Here is an 18,423-nt window from a genome sequence, read left to right as displayed (position 1 = left end):
AAACGAGGGGTGCCTGCGCACCGCGCAGTCGGGCATGGGTGGTGGTGGGCTGGGGGCACCTCCTGGGGGCACCTCCCGGACGAAGTCTGGGGGAGATAGCTGGGGGAGGGCGGGCGAGGTCGGCGGGGTGCGCTGGTCCCCGGAGTCGGGGGTGATGGTTCTCACGGGCGGTTCCTCGTCGCTCTCAGGGCTTGAACTCGACGGGCAGCCGTGCCGGCTCCGCTCCGGTGGGCGGCACCTGGAGTGTCTTCAGCGCGAACTCCATCACCGTCTTGTAGATGGGCCCGCAGATCTGGCCGCCGAAATAGCTGCCCTTCGTGGCGTTCTGGATGGCGCAGTAGACGGTGATGCGCGGCTTGTCGGCGGGCGCGAAGCCCGCGAACGACGAGGTGTAGCCGCGGTACTTGCCGGTGGCCGGGTCGACGCGGTTGGCGGTTCCGGTCTTGCCCGCGACCCGGTAGCCCGGGATGCGGGCCCTGACGCCGGTGCCCTGCTCGTCGTCGACGACGGACTCGAGCATCTGCGACAGGGTCTTCGCGGTCTTCTCGCTGATGACGCGGGTCTTCTTGGGCCCCGGCGCGGGGGTGAAGCGCCCGTCGGCTCCCGTCGTGCCGCGCACCAGGGTGGGCTCGACGCGTACGCCGCCGTTGGCGATCGTCGAGTAGACGGAGGCGGCCTGCAGCGCGTTGATCGAGACGCCCTGGCCGAAGGGGATCGTGTACTGCTGCGACGTCGACCAGGAGTCGGGCGGCGCGAGGATGCCGGCCGTCTCGCCGGGGAAGCCGAGTCCGGTGGCGCTGCCGATGCCGAACTTGCGCAGGTAGGAGTAGAGGACCTGGTTGGCCTCGGCCTGCGTCTTGCCGAGCTGGCCTGCGGCGAGGATGGTGCCGATGTTGCTGGACTTGGCGAGGACGCCGTTGAGCGTCAGATACCAGGTCGCGTGGTCCACGTCGTCCTGGAACAGCCGGTCACCGCGGTGCAGCCGGTTCGGGACCGTCACATGGGTGTCGGGGGTCGCGACGTTCTCCTGGAGGACTGCCGCCATGGTCATGACCTTGGCGGTGGAGCCGGGCTCGTAGGCGTCCTGGAGTGCCGCGTTGCCCATGTCCGTGGCGTTGGCCTGCGAGAGGTCGTTCGGGTCGAAGCCGGGGGCGTTGGCCATGGCCAGGACCTCGCCGGTCCTGGCGTCCTGGACGATCACATAGCCGCGGTCGGCCTTCGACTTCTTCACCTGCTCGGTGATGGCGTTCTGCGCCGCCCACTGGATGTCGCGGTCGATGGTGAGCTCGACCTGCGACCCGGGCACGGCGGGCACCTCGCTGCTGCCGGCCGTGGGCACCTGCTGGCCGCCCGACTGGGCGTAGGTGATCTTGCCGTTCGTGCCGGCCAGCTCCTTGTCGAGCTGCTGCTCCAGGCCCCCCGCGCCCTTGCCCTCGGCGTTGACCCAGCCCAGTATCCCGGCGGCGAGATCGCCGTTCGGGTAGACGCGCTTGCTGCTCGGGTCCTGGAAGACGCCCGCGAGGACGTTGACGGTCTTGCCGTCCTTCTGCGCCTCCTCCGAGAGCGCGCTCTTCAGGTCCTTGATCTGCTTCCAGACCTGGGGGGTCTGCCGGGCGGCCAGCCGGACGTAGCGGGTGTCCGGGGTCCGGAGCTTCGCGGCCAGGCCGGCCTGGTCCTGGTCGAGGATGGGCGCGAGCAGCGCGGCCGCCCGCTCGGGCGCGTCCGTGATCTTCGTCTGCTTCCGCGTGAACATCGTGGGGTCGGCCGTGATGTCGTACGCGTCCACGCTGGTCGCCAGTTCGACGCCGTCGCGGTCGGTGATCCCGCCGCGCTCGGCGGTCAGGGTGTGACTGAGGTACCGGTTCTTCTCGGCCATGGCGGCGTACGCGCTCGCGTCGACAGCCTGCACCTGGAGCAGCCGTACCACGAAGGCCAGCATGACGAGGGTGAGCCCGAGGCTGACCATGCGCAGCCGGGGGCGGGGGCTGCCGAGGCGGATGGTGCGGGGCCCGGACGCGCGGGAGCGGGGCCTCGGCGCGCCCGACTGGTACTGGCGGGCGGCGGGGCGCGCTCCGGGGCCCGGGCGCCGTGGGGTGCCGGGACGCGGGGACCTGGCGGGTCCTGGTACCCGGCGCCGCGGAGGTTCCCTGTCCGTCATGTCCGTCACCTGCCCGAGGCCGCGGGCGAGGGCTTCGGGGACGCGGCGGGGACCGGGGCCGTGCCGGCGAGCGGTGTCCCGGTGGCCGAGGGCTTGGCCGTGGTCGCGGAAGAGGCGGTTCCGGAAGGCTTGGCGGATGCCGCCCCGGCCGGCTTCCCGGAGACGGCGGGTGACGGCGACACCGTGTTGCCCTCCACGGCCTCCGGCGGTGTCGCGGCCGGCAGGCGCCAGCCGGACGGGGTGGCGGCCGCCCCCGGTACGCCCCTGACGGTGCCGTCGGGGTTCAGGAACGCGGGATCGCCGCCGGGCACCATGCCGAGCTCGAGCGCGCGGCGCTGCAGGGCCTCCGGAGCGGAATAGGCGTCCACGTCCCGCTGGAGGGCCTGCTCCTCGTCGGTGAGGGCGGTGGTGTCCTTCTTGAGGTCGTTCAGCCGGAAGGACCCCGCGTTGAGCGCGGAGTTCAGCATCAGCAGCGTGATCAGCCCGCCGCCCAGCAGCACCACGACCAGCAGGACGAACGGGGTGCGGGCGGCCTGACTGGGGCCCGTCGGCAGCAGCCGCGCGAGCCGCGCGGCCCTCCCCCTCAGCTCCGGTCTCCTGTTGTTCATTCGCCCCTCCCCCGGCGTACGGATCCGCGTACGGGCGGCCTCCGCGCCGTACCGCGGACGCCACTCATTCAGCTTCCTCGCGGATCCGCTGTGCGCCGCGCAGCCGCGCCGGGGCGGCCCTGCGGTTCTGCGCGACCTCTTCCTCGGTGGGCAGTTCCGCGCCGCGCGTGAGCAGTTTGAGCCGCGGCTGGTAGCGCTCGGGCACCACGGGCAGGCCGGGCGGCGCGGTGCTGGCGGCCCCCGCCGCGAACACCTGCTTGACCAGCCGGTCCTCCAGCGAGTGGTACGACAGGACGGCGATACGGCCGCCGACGGCAAGCGCCCCCACAGCGGCGGGAATGGCCTGCTCCAGGACGGAGAGCTCTCCGTTGACCTCGATACGCAGGGCCTGGAAGGTGCGCTTGGCGGGGTTGCCGCCAGTGCGCTTGGCGGCCTGCGGCAGGGCGTCGCGGATGAGCTCGACGAGCCGGGCGCTGTTGGTGAAGGGCTCCTTGTCCCGCTCCCGCACGATGGCGGAGACGATCCGCTTGGCCTGCTTCTCCTCGCCGTAACTGCGCAGGATCCGCACCAGCTCACCGGGGGGATAGGTGTTGAGCACCTCGGCCGCGCTGATGCCGGTCGACTGGTCCATCCGCATGTCGAGCGGGGCGTCCTGGGCGTACGCGAAACCGCGGTCCGCCTCGTCGAGCTGCATGGAGGAGACGCCGAGGTCGAACAGGACGCCCTGGACGCGCGGGATGCCGAGCCTCGCGAGTACGTCGGGCAGCTCGTCGTAGACGGCGTGCACCAGCGTGGCCCGGTCGCCATAGGGCGCGAGCCGCTCGCCGGACAGGCGCAGCGCCTCCTTGTCCCGGTCGAGGCCGATGAGCCGGGCCGAGGGGAAGCGGGTGAGCAGCGCCTCGCTGTGTCCGCCGAGGCCGAGGGTGCAGTCGACGACGACCGGCGCCTCGGCGTCCGGCTGCTCGAGGGCCGGGGCCAGCAGGTCCAGGCACCGGTGGAGCATCACAGGGACGTGGCGGGTGTCGTTGGTGTTCATGCGTTGCTCCGCGCGGGCCGGCGGTCGTCGGAGGCGCCCCTTGTTCTGGTTCGCTCGCTGCGCTCGCTCACGGCGCGCCCTCTCAGGTCCGGCGCGGCCGCCGCACGCACCGCCGGGCCCCGCCCTCCCCCAGCCGACGCTGGCGGGTGTCCCCGGAAGGGGAGCGGGCCGGCACCGGGAAGGTGGCGTCAGCCGACCGGGAGCGGGAGGAGGCCGAGCCGCACGTACGCGCCGCGCACACGGGGAGATGCACCGGTGGTGGCCGGGCGTCTCCGGGATGGAAGTCCAGCAGGGAGAGCCTCTCGCCTCCCGCTTCGCGTCACTTTAGTCCACCGTGTCTCGCGGTCAATCAACCGGCCTGCGCGTCGCGATCCGGGGTCCGGCGGACATGGGGACGATCGTATGAATCAGACGAAGTCACCCGTCCGGCCGCACTGGAGCCGGACTTGTGGGGTACGTCACAACAACGTTCATTGGCGTTCTTTGTCGCCCCTCACATCAAGCTTGATCCGCTCGTGACCAGTACCTTCATAGACATGACGACTTCTGCATCCGTACCCACAGAGCCCCAAGGCGCCATACGCGGCGGCGGCACCGTCACGGACCGGCTCGTCGAGGCGAACGAGAGCTACGCCGCCGCCTTCACCGATCCGGGCATGGACGCCCGGCCCGTCCTGCGCGTCGCCGTCGTGGCGTGCATGGACGCGCGGCTCGACCTGCACGCCGCGCTCGGCCTCGAGCTCGGCGACTGCCACACCATCCGCAACGCCGGCGGTGTGGTCACCGACGACGTGATCCGCTCGCTGACCATCAGCCAGCGTGCGCTCGGCACGCGCAGCGTCGTCCTCATCCACCACACCGGCTGCGGCCTGGAGAGCCTCACCGAGGAGTTCCGGCACGACCTGGAGATGGAGGTCGGACAGCGTCCCGCCTGGGCGGTGGAGGCGTTCCGGGACGTCGACCAGGACGTCCGGCAGTCGATGCAGCGGGTGCGCACGTCCCCCTTCCTGCTGCACACCGACGACATACGCGGATTCGTCTTCGACGTGCACACGGGTCTGCTGCGCGAGATCGACCCCGCCTGACCGCTCTCACGCCCGCACGTGCCCGGCCCGGGGGTCGGGCGCGTCCGACGCACACATCGGCCGCGCCCGCTCCATAAACAGCCTCAAGCCCCGACATAACGCCGCCAGTTGTCCACAGTCGAGTGACACGAACCGGTAACGGCAACAAGAATGCCCTTGTGGCACCGCGCGGAACTTTTCGCGTGTGGTGTCCGTGTTTCGGGGTGGGCCGGTCCGCATCGCAGCGTCGGCCCTGGAATGGTCCCCCGCTCCCCAGGAGCGCGGGATAGGGCCGAGGAGGGCCGGGTGACGACCTATGACGATCGAGCGAGCCTCACAGATCTGACCACCACAGCGGAGCGTGTCCGCAAGTCGGTCGAGGGTGTGATCGAGGGCAAGCCCGAGGTCGTACGGCTTTCGCTGACCGTGCTGCTCGCCGAGGGGCATCTGCTCATCGAGGATGTGCCGGGCGTCGGCAAGACCATGCTGGCCAAGGCGCTCGCGCGGTCCATCGACTGCTCGGTGCGCCGCATCCAGTTCACGCCCGACCTGCTGCCGTCGGACATCACCGGCGTGTCCATCTGGGACCAGCAGCGGCGTGACTTCGAGTTCAAGCCCGGCGCGATCTTCGCGCAGATCGTGATCGGCGACGAGATCAACCGCGCCTCGCCGAAGACGCAGTCGGCGCTCCTCGAGTCGATGGAGGAGCGCCAGGTCACCATCGACGGGCAAACGTACGAGCTGCCGAGCCCCTTCATGGTGGTGGCCACGCAGAACCCGGTCGAGATGGAGGGCACGTACCCGCTGCCCGAGGCGCAGCGCGACCGCTTCATGGCCCGGGTGTCGATCGGCTATCCCAGCCCCGAGGCCGAGCTGCAGATGCTCGACGTGCACGGCGGCGTCTCACCGCTCGACGACCTCCAGCCGGTGGCGCACGCGCACGACATCGTGAAGCTCATCGACGCGGTGCGCCAGGTGCACGTGGCCGAGGCGGTGCGGCGGTACGCGGTGGACCTGGTCGCCGCGACCCGCAACCACCCGGACCTCAGACTCGGCGCGTCGCCGCGCGCGACGCTCCATCTGCTGCGGGCGGCGAAGGCGGCCGCGGCGCTCGGCGGCCGCGAGTTCGCCCTGCCGGACGACGTGCAGGCGCTGGCCGTGGCCGTCCTCGCCCACCGCCTGCTGCCGACGGCCCAGGCTCAGCTGAACCGGCGCACGTCGGAGCAGGTCGTCCTCGAGATCCTGCAGCGCACCCCCGTACCCGCCGCGGCGCCCCAGCCGGGCGCCGGCTTCGCCACCGGCCGTGGCCAGGGCTCCCCGGTCTACGGCCAGCAGCCGCCCGGCGCCCGGAGGCTGTGATGACGGCCGGGGGGCTGCCCGCGGCGGCACCCGACGAGGGCGGCGACAAGGGCGGCCTGCGCTCGGCACTCGCCGGACTGACCACGCGCGGGCGCTCCTTCCTGGCCGCGGGCGTCGCCGCCGCGATCTGCGCGTACGTCCTCGGCCAGGCCGATCTGCTCCGGGTCGGTCTGCTCCTCGCCGTACTGCCGCTGGTCTGCACGTTCGTGCTCTACCGCACCCGCTACCGGGTCGCGGGCAGCCGGCGACTCTCCCCCGGGCGGGTGCCCGCGGGGTCCGAGGCCCGCGTCCAGCTGCGGATGGACAACGTCTCGCGGCTGCCGACCGGTCTGCTGATGCTGCAGGACCGGGTGCCGTACGTGCTCGGGCCGCGGCCCCGGTTCGTACTGGAGCGCGTGGAGGCGGGCGGCCGTCGCGAGGTGTCGTACCGCGTCCGCTCGGACCTGCGCGGCCGCTACCCGCTGGGCCCGCTCCAGCTGCGGCTGACGGACCCCTTCGGGATGTGCGAGCTGACCCGCTCCTTCTCCACGTACGACACGCTGACCGTGATCCCGCGTGTGGAGCCGCTGCCGCCGGTGAAGCTGACCGGCGACGCCAAGGGATACGGGGACGGGCGGCAGCGCGCACTCGCGCTGGCCGGCGAGGACGACGTCATACCGCGCGGCTACCGCTACGGCGACGACCTGCGCCGCGTCCACTGGCGGTTGACCGCGCGGTACGGCGAGCTGATGGTGCGCCGCGAGGAGCAGCCGCGGCGGGCCCGCTGCACGGTGCTGCTCGACACCCGCGGCCTGGCCTTCCAGGGCGCGGGCCCCGACTCGGCCTTCGAGTGGGCGGTGTCCGGCGCCGCGTCCGTCCTTGTGCACATGCTCGAACGGGGCTTCTCGGTCCGGCTGCTGACGGACACCGGCGCCTCGGTGCCCGGGGAAGGCTCCGACGGCTTCGCGGGCACCGCCCAGGAGTCGGCGGACGCGGCGGGCCTGATGATGGACACCCTCGCGGTGATCGACCACTCGGACGGAGCGGGGCTCTCCCGGGCCTACGACGTGCTGCGCGGCGGGAACGAAGGGCTGCTGATCGCCTTCCTAGGCGATCTGGACGAGGAGCAGGCGACGGTGGCCGCGAAGATGCGCCGTCGCAGCGGTGCCGCGATCGCCTTCGTCCTGCACGGCGCGGCATGGGCCCCGGGCTCGGGCGGCACGCCGTCCGCCACCCAGGGCGAGGAGCGGCTGCGGCTGCTGCGCGAGGCGGGCTGGACGGCGCTGGCGGCCGCACCGGGCGCGACCGTCGCCGACCTGTGGCGCCAGGCGGACCAGCACCACGCCTCGTCGGCGTCCGCGCCGTCGGGGATCACGACAGGGGGATGGTCATGACCGGCCGAAGGCACCCGGGCGGCACGCTCCGGCCGCCGGTCGACGAACGGCGCACGTGCACGGCACCACGGGCCGCTGCAGCCACCGTGAGCAGGACGGCCGTGCCCGGCCGGCCCCTGCCCACCGGCCCCGAGGCCGGTGGTCTGCGGCTCGACGGCCCGGTCCGGTCAGCCGCGGCCGCCGCCTGCGGAACCGCGGGGAGACAGTCATGAGCGGGCAGGCGCGGCTGACGTTGTGTGCGACCGCGGCCACGCTGCTGGCCGCGTGCTCGCTGCTGCCGCTGGTCGGACGTTCGACGTGGATCGTGCAGGTCGCGATCCTGCTGGCGGTCCAGGCCGCGGTGGGCGCGCTGGCGCGGCGGGTCCCGCTGGCCCGGCCGCTGACGGTGGCGGCCCAGGCGCTGGTGACGCTCCTGCTGCTGACCCTGGTCTTCGCGCGCGGGCAGGCGGTCGCCGGTGTGCTCCCCGGGCCGGACGTGTTCCGGGAGTTCGGCCTGCTGCTGCAGGACGGCGCCGAGGATGTCGGGACGTACTCGATACCGGCGCCGCTGTCGGACGGCATCCGGCTGATGATCGTCGGCGGAGTCCTGGTGATCGGCCTCGCCGTGGACGCACTCGCGGTGACGTTCCGCAGCGCGGCCCCGGCCGGCCTGCCGCTGCTCGCGCTGTACTCGGTCGCCGCCGGCCTGTCGAACGGCGGCGCGGGATGGGTGTGGTTCCTGCTGGCGGCCGCGGGCTATCTGATGCTGCTCCTGGCGGAGGGCCGGGACCGGCTCTCGCAGTGGGGCCGGATCTTCGGCGGTCCGCCGCGCCCGGGCCGGCTCCCCGGCAGGCCGGAGAGCCCGGCCGGTCCGGTCTCCCCGGTCCGTACGGGACGGCGCATCGGCGCCCTGGCCCTGGGCATCGCACTCGTGGTTCCGCTCGCCCTGCCCGCGCTGGACGGCGGCCTGCTGGACGGTGCCGCCACCGGCGCCGGTGCGGGCTCGGGCGGCGGGGGCACGATCTCGGCGGTGAACCCGCTGGTGTCGCTGCAGAACAGCCTCAACCAGCCCGAGAACCGCGAGGTCATGTCGTACCGCACGAACAGCGACGACACACAGGACCTGTATCTGCGGATCGTCTCCCTCGACGAGTTCGACGGCACGGCGTGGAAGCCCTCCGTACGGAGCATCCAGGGCGTGCCGGACACGTTCCCGAACCCGCAGGGCCTCAGCGGCTCCGTCAGCAGGACCGAGGTCAGGACGAACATCAAGGCGGCCGACTGGTACGCACAGGACTGGCTGCCGATGCCGTATCCGGCGAGCCAGGTCAAGATCGAGGGCCGCTGGCGGTACGAGCCTATGGGCCGCACGCTCGTCGGTGACCGCGGGCAGACCACACGCGGCGCGGACTACGACGTGACGAGCCTGATCGTGCAGCCGACGGCCGAGCAGCTGGCCACGGCGCCGGAGCCGCCGTCGGACCTGAAGCGCGAGTTCACCAAGGTGCCGGACTCGCTGCCTCCGGTGGTGGCGACCACGGCCCGCAGGATCACCCGGGGCGCGACAAACGACTACGAGCGCGCGGTGAAGCTGCAGGACTGGTTCGCCTACGAGGGCGGCTTCACCTACGACACGCAGGTGCAGGCGGGCAGCGGTTCGGCGGCGATCGCCCGCTTCCTGCAGCAGAAAGAGGGCTTCTGCGTCCACTTCTCGTTCGCGATGGCGGCGATGGCGCGGACCCTCGGGATCCCGGCCCGGGTGGCGGTGGGCTTCACCCCCGGATCACCGCAGGCCGACGGCTCGATGTCGGTGGGCCTGCGGGATGCGCACGCCTGGCCCGAGCTGTACTTCGAGGGCGTGGGCTGGACCCGCTTCGAGCCGACGCCGAACCGCGGCACGGTGCCCGACTACACCCGCTCGGACACCCCGGCCGGCGATCCGAGCAACCCCGCGGCGACCCAGCCGAGCGCGTCGACCGCGCCGTCCGCTCAGCCCTCGGCCTCCGAGAGCTGCCCGGTGCAGGAGAGGAAGCAGGGCGGCTGCGCCAGCACGGCCCCGCAGGCGACGAACGCCTCCGACGGCGGCGGCCCGCCGTGGGGCCTCATCGGGGGCGTGACCCTGGCCGTACTGGCCGTGTTCGCGGTGCCCCTGCTGCCGATGCTGTGGCGGCTGCGGGTCCGTACGCTCCGGCTCGGTTCTCCCGGCCGCACCGAGGCGGACGCCGCCACCCGCACACTCGCGGCATGGCTGGAGGCGACCGACACCGCGTGGGACCACGGCATCCCACCGGACGACTCCCAGACCCCGCGCAAGGCGGCCGCCCGGATCGTCCGGCTCGGGCAGCTCGATCCGGAGGCGGCGGAGTCGGTCCACCGGCTGGCGGCCGGGGTGGAGCAGGTCCTCTACGCTCCGCGTCCGCAGCCCCCGGCGGGCCTGGCCGACGACGTACGACGCCTGAGGGACGGCCTGACCACCAAGGCGAGCCGGGCCAGGCGCCTGCGAGCGGTGTTCGCCCCGCGCTCAGCCGTCCGGGTGCTGTGGGCCCTCTCCGAGCGCTGGACGACACTCCGAGTGGGCTGGACGGACCGGTGGGCGGCGCACCGGCCGGCCATTCGGCACCCGCGCGCGTCCCGGCAGGAGGGTTGACCACCACGCAAAGGCCCTGAGGAGACCCTGAAGGCCCGGAGCTTGCGAGCTCCGGGCCTTCAGCGTGTGCAGCCTGTTCGCCGCCGGCCCATCCTGTACGCCGCCAGCCCATCCTGTGCACCGGCAAACCCCCGGCTGTACGCCAAAGGGGTGCCCACCCGAAGGTGGTCACCCCTCACGTACGTCCGTCGTATCGAAACCGCTGGGCACCGCTCGGCACCGGCCCGAAAAGGGCAGGTGCCGGAAGGCGGTGGAACTCAGTGGCCCTGTTCGTCGCGGCGGCGCTGCCAGCGCTCTTCGATGCGGTCCATCATGGACCGCCGCTGCCTGCCCTGACGGCGCGTCGGTCCTGCTCCGCCCGGCGCTCCGGGAGCGTGCTCACCAGGCTTCGGCGCCTTGCGCCAGCCCGTGACAGCGAGCACTGCGCAGCCCAGCATGACGAGGAATCCCACCACGCTGATCCAGATCTGCTGTGCGACCATTCCGGCCATGAGGAGCGCGATACCCACCAGGAAGCCCGCGACCGCCTGATAGACCCGTCGCCGGGTGTACGTACGCAGCCCGCTTCCCTCAAGCGCTGTCGCGAACTTGGGATCTTCGGCGTACAGCGCTCGCTCCATTTGCTCGAGCATTCGCTGCTCGTGCTCCGAGAGCGGCACGGAGTCCTCCTCATCGTGCAGTCGCCGGGGCGACCGGGGGGTCCCCTTCAGGATAGGCAGGGAATCGCCCCCGTGAAACCCGCCCCTCTACGCCAATTCGCCATCCTGGACCGCCATGGCGCGTCGGCTCGCTGAAGCGTGCATTCCCCAGCGGCCGACTGCTCATGCCGGAACCGTCTCCCTCGATCATACGGCCCGAGACGCCCGATCGGGTGGCCTGTGGCGTACTCCATCTGCGGCTGCGCTGCTGATCAGCGGCGCGTGCGCCACGGCGGGCTCAGATCTCGTCGCGCTCCTGCTTCTCACCGAGCACATGGAGCTGGGTTGCGACGGAGTGGAAGGAGGGCAGTTCGGCGGCGGCCGCCTCGAGCTTGAGCAGTGCCTCGAGGGCGCCCGGCTCGGTGTCGACCAGGACGCCCGGCACCAGGTCGGCGAAGACCCGCACACCGTGCACCGCGCCGACGTGCACGCCCGCGTCCGAGACCAGTTCGGTGAGCTGCTCGGCGGTGAACCGGCGGGGGACGGGGTCGCCTTCGCCCCACCGCCCGGCCGGGTCGGTGAGCGCGTGCCGGGCCTCCTTGAAGTGGCCGGCGAGCGCACGGGCGAGGACGGCGCCGCCGAGGCCCGCGGCGAGCAGGCTCAGCACGCCGGAGGGGCGGAGCGCCTCGACCGCGTTGCGCACCCCTTCGGCCGGGTCGTCCACGTACTCGAGGACTCCGTGGCAGAGCACGACGTCGTAGCCACCGCGCTCGGCGACGTCGAACAGGCCGTGGGCGTCGCCCTGGACGCCGTGCACCCGGTCTGCGACGCCGGCCTCGGCTGCCCGGCGCTCCAGCGCGAAGAGCGCGTTCGGGCTGGGGTCGACGACCGTGACACGGTGGCCCAGGCGGGCCACCGGCACCGCGAAGTTGCCGCTGCCGCCCCCGGTGTCGAGGACGTCCAGCGACTCCCGTCCCGTGGCTTTCACCCGGGCCTCGAGGGCGTCCTTCAGGACCTCCCAGACCACGGCGGTACGGAGAGAGGCGCGGGGGCGCATCGGGTCCGACACGGCAGTTGACTCCTCGGCGCGGCACCGCCTCGTGTGCGGCGGAGCGATGGGCGTGCCTTCCCCGCCCGGTCGGGCGCAGGAAGGGTGCAGGTGCAGGCGCCTCCACCTTATTGCCTTCGGCCCGGTGCCCCGTCATGTGTCCGGTGGCGCCCGCGTCGTCCGTACCGGCTGCCGGTTCCTCTGCACCAGCTGCCCGCCTCCGCGCGCCGGGGATGGATCCGGCGCCTCAGCCCGCGTCCGGGACCTCGTCGGCCGCGCCGTCCGGCCTGGGCTGGGGCAGGACGGGTTGCAGCACCAGCATCCGCTCGACCAGGCGCAGGAACATGGCCACGTCGCGGAGCAGGTCGTCGGCGTCACGCCGACTGGCCGCGCCCCGTATGCCCGCTTCGGCGCGGGCCCGGCGCTCGGCGCCGGAAGCGAACAGGGCGCTCCACTCGGTGAGTTCGGGCGCGATCTCGGGGAGCACTTCCCAGGCGCTCCGGATCCTGGCGCGGCGTCGCACCGTCGGCTCCGGGCGGCCGCGCACGGCGAGGACTGCGGCCGCGGTGCGCAGGGCCGCGAGGTGGGCGGTCGCATAGCGCTCGTTCGGGGTCTCGAGCAGGGCCGCCTCGTCGAGTCCCGCGCGGGCCTGGGCGAGCAGGTCGAGCGCGGCGGGCGGGGCTGTGGCCCGGCGCAGCACGGGGTGCACGTCGCTCGCCGGGCCTGTCAGTGAGGGGGCAGGGCCGGATGCGCGGCGCCGGCCTGCGGCGGCTGCGGACGAACTGGCCATGACGAACCTCCTGTCGTCTGTGTGACGGCACAGCGGCCGTATGTGCTCATCGTGGAGTACGCCACTGACAATCGGCTCTGACCTGTGGCTTTGCTTCGAAGGCAGGTTCGGGTCTAGTTTTTGCACTGACCGGTCAGTTCAAAAAAGGACAGTGGGGGGAACGGTGGACGGTCCGCACGGACTCGCCGTCAGCGCCCAGGGGCTCGGGCTCCGGGGACCGCGCGGCTGGGCGTTCCGGGGTGTCGACATCGACGCGGAGCCGGGGGCGCTGATCGCGGTCGAGGGCCCGTCCGGCTCCGGCCGCACCAGCCTGCTGCTCACCCTCACCGGGCGCATGAAGCCGACCGAGGGACGGGCGTCCGTCGGACGGTTCCGGCTGCCGAAGCACATGGCGGCGGTGCGGCGCATCAGTGCGCTCGGCCCGGTACCGGGAGTCACCGACCTCGACCCCGCCCTGACCGTCGCGGAGCACTTGAGCGAACGAGCCCTGCTGCAGCGCCGATACGACGGATCGCTGCGCGTGCTGCTGCGACCGCGTGCGGAGCGGACTGCCGCGGCGCGGCTGCAGATCGAGTCGGCGCTCTCCGCCGCCGGTCTCGACACGCCGGCTCTGCCCAAGGGCCGGCGCACGGCCGTACGGGATCTGGAGCGGCTGGAGGCGCTGAGGCTGTCGGTGGCGCTCGCGCTGATCGGCCGGCCGGGCGTGCTGGGCGTCGACGACACGGATCTGAAGCTCTCGGACGCGGAACGCGCCGACGCCTGGGCGCTGCTGCGGTCGATCGCCGAGGCGGGGACCACGGTGGTGGCGGTGTGCAGCGAGGCACCCGATGACGTGCTGACCGTGTCCACGGCACACCGTACGGAGGACCCGGGCGCGGCCGCGGGCACGGACGAGGACGAGAACGACAACGAGGACGAGAAGGAGACGGCGGATGCGCTCGCCGAAGCTGGCCGCGCTTGAGCTCAGGCGCTTCCGCAGGGGGAGACTCCCACGCGCGGCGCTCGCGTCGCTGCTGCTGCTGCCCCTGCTGTACGGCGCGTTGTATCTGTGGTCGTTCTGGGATCCGTACGGCCGGCTGGACCGGATACCGGTGGCGCTCGTCAACGAGGACGAAGGGGCGGCCGTCTCCGGCAAGAAGGTCGCGGCGGGCGACGAGATCTCCGGAAAGCTGCTGGACAGCGAGGTCTTCCAGTGGCACGAGGTGAGTGCCGCCGAGGCCCGCGAGGGTGTGGAGGACGGGACGTACTACCTGTCGCTGACGATGCCCTCCGACTTCAGCAGGCGCATCGCCTCCAGCGCGGACACCAGTACAGGCACTGGCACTGGCACCGCCTCCGGCCCGGAGACCGGGGTGCTCCAGGTACGTACGAACGACGCGAACAACTACATCGTCGGGCAGATCTCCCGGACGGTGTTCTCGGAGGTGCGCTCGGCGGCCTCCACCAGTGCCTCGCGGTCGTTTCTCGACGGGATCTTCATCTCGTTCTCGGACATCCATGACGCGACCGAGAAGGCCGCAGAGGGAGCCGACGACCTCGAAAGCGGCATCGGCAAGGCCAAGAAGGGCGCGAAGGATCTCGCGGACGGGCTCAAGGACGCCAAGGACGGCAGCTCCAGGCTGGCCAAGGGCATCAAGAAGCTCGACACGGGCGCGGGCGATCTCGAGGACGGCTCGAAGCAGGTCGCGGCGGGCACCCAGAAGCTCGCCGACAAGGTCGGCACGGCGGCGGACCAGGTCCGCCCGTTTCTCAAGCGCAATGGACAGACCATCGCGGACACCGCGCGGATCGTCGCGGACTCGGCAGGCGTGGTCCGCGGCCACCTGGACACGTTCGTCAAGGCAGCACCGCTCGCCGAAGCGGGCACCCGTGACGCATCCGCAACCCTGGACGCCGTCTACGCGAGGCGCTGCGAGAAGGCCCTGATGGCCGACCCGGCCTGTGGGGACCTGAGGAGGGCGAGGGACGCGGCGGCCGACGCGGCGCAGCTCGCCAAGGACGTCAACACGGTGGTGCAGGGCTACGACGGCGACGTCAGCGCCCTCGACAAGGACCTCGCGACGCTGCAGAAGCAGGCGAACGCGCTGGCCAAGGCGGCACCGCACCTCAGCGAGGACCTCGACACGGCCGTGTCCAGGATCAACCAGCTCAACGACGGAGCCGCCCGGGTCGCCGAGGGCGCCGCGGCACTGCACTCCGGCCTGACCACCGCGGCGTCCGGCTCCGCCGATCTCGACACGGGCGTCGGCGAGCTGAAGACGGGCGCGAGCGACCTCGACGGCGGCCTGTTCAAGCTCGCCGACGGCTCCGGAGAACTCGCCGGCGGCCTCCACGACGGCGCCGACCAGATCCCCGACTACGACCAGCAGGACCGCGACCGGCGCACCGCGGTCATGGCCGACCCGGTCCAGCTCGCCTCCCAGTCTCTGCACAAGGCGCCCAACTACGGCACCGGCTTCGCCCCGTACTTCATCCCGCTGTCCCTCTGGGTCGGCGCGATGGTGGCGTACATGCTGATCCAGCCCCTCAACCGGCGCGCGCTCGCCGCGGGCGCCTCCGCGTGGCGCATCACGCTGGCGGGCTGGCTGCCGGTGGCCGCGCTCGGCGTCCTGCAGACGGCCGCCCTGATGTCGGTCCTGCACTGGGGGCTGGGCCTGGAGATGGTACGGGCGGCCGGGACCGTCGGCTTCCTGTGCCTGGTGACGGCGTGCTTCGCCGCGATCGTGCAGTGGCTCAACGCACGCTTCGGGCCGGCCGGGCGCATCCTCGTACTGGCGTTCCTGATGCTGCAGCTGACGTCGGCGGGCGGCACGTACCCCGTGCAGACCAGCCCGCACTTCTTCGGCGCGATCCACCCCTTCCTGCCCATGAGCTACGTCGTCGAGGCGCTCAGAAGGCTCATCACGGGTGGTGGCCTCGGCCCCGTCTGGCAGGCGTGCGCCGTGCTCGCGGCCTTCACCGCCGGTGCCCTCGCACTCACCGCGGTCGCCGCGCGACGGGGGCAGGTCTGGACGCTGGACCGGCTGCACCCGGAGCTGAGCCTGTGACAATCGAGGCCATGGAAAGCAGCAAGGCCATGGGCGGCGGCAGCACAGTGGACGGCAGAAGAGCCCCGGGGGGCGGCGGCACAGCGGCGGACGGCAGCGGGACGCGGCGCCAGGCCACCCGGCAGAAGCTCTACGAGGCGGCCGTGAGCCTGATCGCCGAGCAGGGCTTCTCGGCCACCACCGTGGACGAGATCGCCGAGCGGGCCGGGGTCGCCAAGGGCACGGTCTACTACAACTTCGCGAGCAAGTCCGTCCTCTTCGAGGAACTGCTGCGGCACGGCGTGGGCCTGCTCACCGCCTCCCTGCGGGAGGCGGCAGAGCGGACCGCGCAGGGCGGCGGCAGCAAGGTCGACGCACTGGACGCGATGGTCCGCGCGGGGCTCGTCTTCATCGACCGCTACCCGGCCTTCACCCAGCTGTACGTAGCCGAGCTGTGGCGCACCAACCGCGCCTGGCAGTCCACGCTGATGGTGCTCCGCCAGGAGGCCGTCGCGGTCGTGGAACGCGTGCTGCGCGACGGCGTCGACAACGGCGAGCTGAGCGAGGAGATCGACGTCCCCCTGACGGCGGCGGCGCTGTTCGGGATGGTGCTGGTGGCCGCGCTGGACTGGAAGGCGTTCCAGCCCGAGCGCTCGCTCGACGATGTGCACGCCGCTCTCTCGCGGCTGCTGCAGGGGCGCGTGGCCGGAGGACGCTGAGCGCACGGAAAAGCGCCGGTCCGGCGCGGTCTCATCCCCCTTGAGACCTCACCGGACCGGCGCATCCCCCGTGCTCTCCCCCGTTCCCCCGCGCTTTCCCCCGTCTGTTCCCCCGTGTGTTCCCCCCGGTCCTTGCCCTGCCTTCGCAGGAGAAGCGGCCAAGGGCGCCGCACCGTTCCGCCGCCCCGTGTCGGCGGTACCGGCGCGGGCGCCCCTTTCCGTGCCCCAACTCTTCCGTCTGCGCAGGTCGCGTCCTATCCGCATACTTACTCAACTCGCCGCCTAGGTACGGATACTCAGACATGTGTGCTCACCCCCAGGGGCGAGCCCTGCCGGCTGATGGGCATCGCGTCCGTCTACGTACTCGCCCCAGCACGGGCCGGCACCCTGCGCAGCCGCCGGGCGGGACTGTCCGTGGGGGCCGATAAAGTCCCTGACATGGCACGGATTGCAGTGATCGGCGCCGGCATGGGCGCCATGGCGACTGCTGCCCGGCTGGCCGTCGCGGGCCACCGGGTGGTGGTGTACGAGCGCGCGGCGACGTACGGCGGGGCGCTGGGCCGCGTCGAGCGCGACGGCTTCGCCTTCGACACGGGTCCAGGCCTGCTGCAGCTGCCCGCGGTGTTCCGCGATCTGTTCATCAAGACGGGCAAGGAGCCCCTGGAGAGTTGCGTGGAGCTGTCCCAGGTCGAGCCCGCGGTGCGGCATGTCTTCGCGGACGGCACCGAGGTCTCCCTGCCGAACGCGTCACGCGCGGGTGTCGGCGAGGCGCTGGACGCCGCGCTGGGAGCAAGCGCGGGGGCCCGCTGGGCGGCGTTCATGAACCGGGCCCGTGAGGCCTGGGACCGTTCGCGCCGCCCGCTGCTCGAAGAGCCGCTGTGGCCGAACTGGCAGGTGCTGGCGGACCGCGAGCCGTATCCGGCAGCCGTTCAGCGGCGCCTGCTGCGCAGGGACCGGGTGGCGACGACGCTCACGGAGGTCGCCGACCTGGAGCTCGGCGGCGAGCCGCAGCTGCGCGCGCTGCTGGAGCACTACGCCCTGGCGTACGGCCTGGACCCGCGCACCGCACCCCCGAGCGCGGCCGTCCTGCCGTACATGGAGCAGACGTTCGGCGTCTGGTCCGTGCGCGGCGGCCTGAGAGCGCTGGCCGATGCGGTGTACGAGCGGTGTCTGGCCCGGCGGGTGGAGTTCCGCTTCGGCGCGGAGGTGGTCCGGGTCGTCGGGAAGGACGGCCGCGCGGCGGGCGTGGAGCTGTCGGACCGGTCCACCGAGGACGCCGATTTCGTGGTCGCGGGCGTCGCACCTGAGGTGCTGGACGCCCTCGTGCCCGGGTCCCCGATACGGGCGGCGGGCGAGGTGCCGGCGCAGTCCGGGCTGCCGAGCCGGCTCATGGTGCTGCTCGCCCTGCGAGGCGGCCGCCCCGAGCGCACTGCGCACCGGACGGTGGTGCATGCAGGCGACCGTCAGGACGAGCTCGACAGCCTCTTCGGGCCCCGGCCCGCCCTCGCCGCCTCGCCGACCGTGACGGTGCTGCGCCCCGGCGACCCGGCGCTGGTGCCCGACGCGGAGCACGAGGCGGTGACGCTGACCGTCACGGTCCCGGCGCACGCGGAGGTCTCGGGGGCCGGCGTGGACCGGGTGCTGACGGTCGCCGAGCGGGCCGTCCCCGGCCTGCGGGACCGGCTTCTGTGGCACGAGGTGCGCACCCCGGCCGATGTCGCCGCGGCCACGGGTGCCGACGGCGGTTCCGTCCCCGCGCCCGCGCTCGCCTCGGCCGGCGGCCGCCTGCTGCACCCGTCGAACAGCACACGCATGCCAGGGCTTTACGCGGTGGGCGGCTGGGCGCACCCGGGCGGCGGACTGCCGCACGCGGGCATGTCGGGCGCGCTGGTCGCCGGACTCGTCGTGGAGGGGCCGGAGTTCCGCGGTTCGCAGTGAGCCCGGGTCGCTTCGGGCCCGGGACAGCCGCCGGGAGCGC

14 protein-coding genes are annotated in these 18,423 nt (G+C 72.7%); 8 read left to right on the top strand and 6 right to left on the bottom strand.

Going from position 1 to position 18,423, the window contains the following annotated elements; genetic code table 11:
- Positions 1-184: 184 nt before the first annotated feature.
- The 3 genes from ACWD4J_RS01855 to rsmH form a co-directional block, all read right to left on the bottom strand.
- Complete coding sequence (locus ACWD4J_RS01855) at positions 185-2,158, bottom strand: penicillin-binding transpeptidase domain-containing protein (RefSeq protein WP_451393281.1); 1,974 nt, start codon at positions 2,156-2,158, stop codon at positions 185-187.
- A 5-nt stretch (positions 2,159-2,163) separates the two neighbouring features.
- Positions 2,164-2,766, bottom strand: a complete 603-nt coding sequence (locus ACWD4J_RS01850; protein ID WP_451393280.1) for a septum formation initiator family protein — start codon at positions 2,764-2,766, stop codon at positions 2,164-2,166.
- 64 nt (positions 2,767-2,830) lie between these two features.
- On the bottom strand, positions 2,831-3,802 hold the full coding sequence (gene rsmH / locus ACWD4J_RS01845) for a 16S rRNA (cytosine(1402)-N(4))-methyltransferase RsmH (protein WP_451393279.1): 972 nt from the start codon (positions 3,800-3,802) through the stop codon (positions 2,831-2,833).
- 536 nt (positions 3,803-4,338) lie between these two features.
- Here rsmH and ACWD4J_RS01840 point away from each other — a divergent pair.
- The 4 genes from ACWD4J_RS01840 to ACWD4J_RS01825 all read left to right on the top strand — a co-directional run bounded on the left by ACWD4J_RS01840 (position 4,339) and on the right by ACWD4J_RS01825 (position 10,224).
- A complete protein-coding gene (locus tag ACWD4J_RS01840) occupies positions 4,339-4,887 on the top strand; it encodes a beta-class carbonic anhydrase (protein ID WP_451393278.1) in 549 nt (182 codons plus the stop codon).
- A 285-nt stretch (positions 4,888-5,172) separates the two neighbouring features.
- Positions 5,173-6,225: an AAA family ATPase gene (locus ACWD4J_RS01835; protein WP_451393277.1), complete on the top strand. Its 1,053-nt coding sequence runs from the start codon at positions 5,173-5,175 to the stop codon at positions 6,223-6,225.
- On the top strand, positions 6,225-7,598 hold the full coding sequence (locus ACWD4J_RS01830) for a DUF58 domain-containing protein (RefSeq protein WP_451393276.1): 1,374 nt from the start codon (positions 6,225-6,227) through the stop codon (positions 7,596-7,598). Before ACWD4J_RS01835 ends, ACWD4J_RS01830 begins: the two co-directional genes overlap by 1 nt.
- A 208-nt stretch (positions 7,599-7,806) precedes the next feature.
- Complete coding sequence (locus tag ACWD4J_RS01825) at positions 7,807-10,224, top strand: transglutaminase TgpA family protein (protein ID WP_451393275.1); 2,418 nt, start codon at positions 7,807-7,809, stop codon at positions 10,222-10,224.
- Positions 10,225-10,481: 257 nt separating this feature from the next.
- Here ACWD4J_RS01825 and ACWD4J_RS01820 read toward each other — a convergent pair whose 3' ends face one another.
- The 3 genes from ACWD4J_RS01820 to ACWD4J_RS01810 form a co-directional block, all read right to left on the bottom strand.
- Positions 10,482-10,883 carry a DUF3040 domain-containing protein gene (locus tag ACWD4J_RS01820; RefSeq protein ID WP_451393274.1) on the bottom strand — a complete coding sequence of 134 codons (402 nt, stop codon included), beginning with the start codon at positions 10,881-10,883 and terminating at the stop codon, positions 10,482-10,484.
- Between the two features lie 277 nt (positions 10,884-11,160).
- A complete protein-coding gene (locus ACWD4J_RS01815) occupies positions 11,161-11,931 on the bottom strand; it encodes a methyltransferase (RefSeq protein WP_451393273.1) in 771 nt (256 codons plus the stop codon).
- A 226-nt stretch (positions 11,932-12,157) separates the two neighbouring features.
- Positions 12,158-12,700, bottom strand: coding sequence for an SAV_6107 family HEPN domain-containing protein (locus ACWD4J_RS01810; RefSeq protein WP_451393272.1), 543 nt, complete (start codon positions 12,698-12,700; stop codon positions 12,158-12,160).
- 163 nt (positions 12,701-12,863) lie between these two features.
- Between ACWD4J_RS01810 and ACWD4J_RS01805 the strand changes: the two genes are divergently transcribed.
- From ACWD4J_RS01805 to ACWD4J_RS01790, 4 genes are all read left to right on the top strand, one after another.
- Positions 12,864-13,661, top strand: a complete 798-nt coding sequence (locus ACWD4J_RS01805) for an ATP-binding cassette domain-containing protein (protein ID WP_451393271.1) — start codon at positions 12,864-12,866, stop codon at positions 13,659-13,661.
- The gene (locus ACWD4J_RS01800) at positions 13,633-15,747 is read left to right on the top strand and encodes a YhgE/Pip family protein (protein WP_451393270.1); all 2,115 of its coding nucleotides are present in this window, start codon (positions 13,633-13,635) and stop codon (positions 15,745-15,747) included. Before ACWD4J_RS01805 ends, ACWD4J_RS01800 begins: the two co-directional genes overlap by 29 nt.
- Positions 15,748-15,776: 29 nt before the next feature.
- Positions 15,777-16,445, top strand: a complete 669-nt coding sequence (locus tag ACWD4J_RS01795; protein ID WP_451393600.1) for a TetR/AcrR family transcriptional regulator — start codon at positions 15,777-15,779, stop codon at positions 16,443-16,445.
- Between the two features lie 438 nt (positions 16,446-16,883).
- Entirely contained in the window at positions 16,884-18,383 is a 1,500-nt protein-coding gene (locus ACWD4J_RS01790; RefSeq protein ID WP_451393269.1) for a phytoene desaturase family protein, read from the top strand.
- The last annotated feature ends 40 nt before the right edge of the window (positions 18,384-18,423 follow it).

The sequence above is a fragment of the Streptomyces sp. NPDC002577 genome (genome assembly GCF_053594815.1).
The sequence above is the reverse complement of the archived record's forward strand: the minus strand, read 5'-3'. Positions and strand labels throughout refer to the sequence as shown.